3 protein-coding genes are annotated in these 2,038 nt (G+C 40.4%); 1 reads left to right on the forward strand and 2 read right to left on the reverse strand.

Going from position 1 to position 2,038, the window contains the following annotated elements; all coding sequences use genetic code 11:
- The coding region (locus AABI99_RS18190) for a cation transporter dimerization domain-containing protein (RefSeq protein ID WP_338367527.1) at positions 1-269 on the forward strand (269 nt) is incomplete at its 5' end.
- Here the strand turns inward: AABI99_RS18190 and AABI99_RS18195 are convergent.
- Positions 235-1,203, reverse strand: a complete 969-nt coding sequence (locus tag AABI99_RS18195) for an alpha/beta fold hydrolase (RefSeq protein WP_338367528.1) — start codon at positions 1,201-1,203, stop codon at positions 235-237. The two genes, AABI99_RS18190 and AABI99_RS18195, sit on opposite strands and share 35 nt — an antisense overlap.
- A gap of 2 nt (positions 1,204-1,205) precedes the next feature.
- Positions 1,206-2,038, reverse strand: an 833-nt coding sequence (locus tag AABI99_RS18200) for an ATP-binding protein (RefSeq protein ID WP_338367529.1), incomplete at its 5' end; no start/stop codon positions are given.

Raw genomic sequence — 2,038 nt, forward strand, 5'->3', positions numbered from 1 at the left:
ATTTAATGGATAAAGAACTACCGGACGAAGAAAAACAAAGTATTTTTGATATAGCAAAAATGCACCCTGAGGTGCATGGGGTGCATGATATTCGTACGCGCCAAGGCGGAAAAATTAAATTTATTCAAATGCACCTAGAATTAGATGACGATTTGTCGTTAATTCGTGCCCACAATGTAGCAGACGAAGTAGAGAAAATGATAGTAGATAGCTTTGAATCTGAGGTCGATATACTTATTCACCTCGACCCGCTGTCTGTTGTTCAATAGACTCGCAAAATAAATATAAGCTTTTTAGAGCTGGTTTGCGGATTTCGTCACGCTCAAAAAAGAGTTCATGTTTTGCATCTTTAAAGCTTTCTATTGATGCATTTGCATGGCTATTAGCTAGCTTATCAAGGGCGGAATTATTTACTACTTCATCGTTTTCGGCTTTAGCTATAAACATTGGAATAGTGACTTTTAGTTGATTTACTAAAGGTAAAAATTTAATCACTGCATATAACCACCCATAAGTGACACCGCCAAGCTGCAGCGAAGGGGTCGTGTGATAAGTACGCCTAAATTGCTTATATCGTACCTGGCTACTTGTTAGCACGTTTAAGTCAAAACTAGGTGGTGTATAGTTTTTTTGCCCAAGTGCGTAGCTATATTGTAAGCCAAGCATTTTAGCTAGACTCACTATTAAAGTGGTAGAAAAGCGAGGCACCTTTTTAGTGAAAATATTAAGCATAGGCGCAGATAAAAACACCCCTTGGTAACTATGTTGATACTCTGCTAAGTAATTAAGTGCGATGGCGCCCCCCATAGAATGAGCAACAAGTACCTTATTGCCTCGCCAGTGAGTATCAACAACATCTTGGCTAAATTGATTTAGGTCGGCACTGTAGTTTTTAAAATGCTCTACATAGCCCTTATGCTTGTTTTTTAAATGGCGATATGAGCGCCCTTGCCCTTGATGGTCAACAATAAAAATAGCGTAGTTATTGTTGTAAAGCTCCCACAATAGCTCTTTGTACTTATCTGCGCCCTCAACCCTACCTGAGCTAATAACCAGTGCCATTTTTGCATTTTTAGGCTTAGCATAAGCATAAAACAATGCCCCATGGGCTGTTTTTAGATACGACTTAATGAGTGTGTTTTCATAAAACTCATCAATTAAAGGTTGGTTACTTTCAAGCGCTGATTCGGTACTGTAAAACATGTTTACTCTTTAATTAGTGGCAAGGTGATATTGGCACACAACCCGCCTTTTTCTTTATTAGATAGCGCTAAACTACCGCCGTGGGCAGTAATTGCATTTTTGGCGATAGCTAAGCCAAGCCCTGTGCCGCCAGTTACTCTGTCGCGCGCATCAGATTGTCTAAAAAAGGGCTCGCAAAGTCTACTTAGCTGCTCGTTTGGTACGCCCGGGCCATCGTCGCATATCTCTATATAAATTTGATTGCTAAAGTGTACATTAAAACTAATATCGCTATGGGCGTATTTAATTGCATTACGCAGTAGGTTTTCGAGCGCACTGGCAATTAATGATTCGTCACAGTTTAACATTACATCGGCATTCCCGCTAAAGGAAAGCGCTTTAGTGTGTTGTTTGGCTTCAAACTGCGCATCGTTTAATACGTGCTCTACTATATCTTTTAGCGATTGCTTTTGCAGTGACAGTGTTTGGCTTTGTGCCTCTAAACGAGATACTTGCAGAACATCAGCAATCATTTTATCAAGCTGATTTGCTTCTTTTTCTATACGTAATAAATACGGTTGGCTGGTCTCATTAGCTTGCATTTGCGCAAGTCCTGTTGCCATTTTTAAGCGTGTAAGCGGGGAGCGCAACTCGTGAGATATATCAGCAAGTAAACGCTTTTGAGCACTAATCAGTTGCTCAAGCTGGTTGGCCATACTGTTAAAGTCGCGACCAAGCACCCCAAGCTCATCTTTTCTGTTTATTGGAATGGCTGCACGGGCAGATAAGTCTCCCGATGAGAGTTTTATGGCTGCTTTTTTTAAGCTGTTAATAGGCGCAATTAAATTGCGACTAA

It is taken from the genome of uncultured Pseudoalteromonas sp., assembly GCF_963922945.1.
Classification (GTDB): Bacteria; Pseudomonadota; Gammaproteobacteria; order Enterobacterales; family Alteromonadaceae; genus Pseudoalteromonas.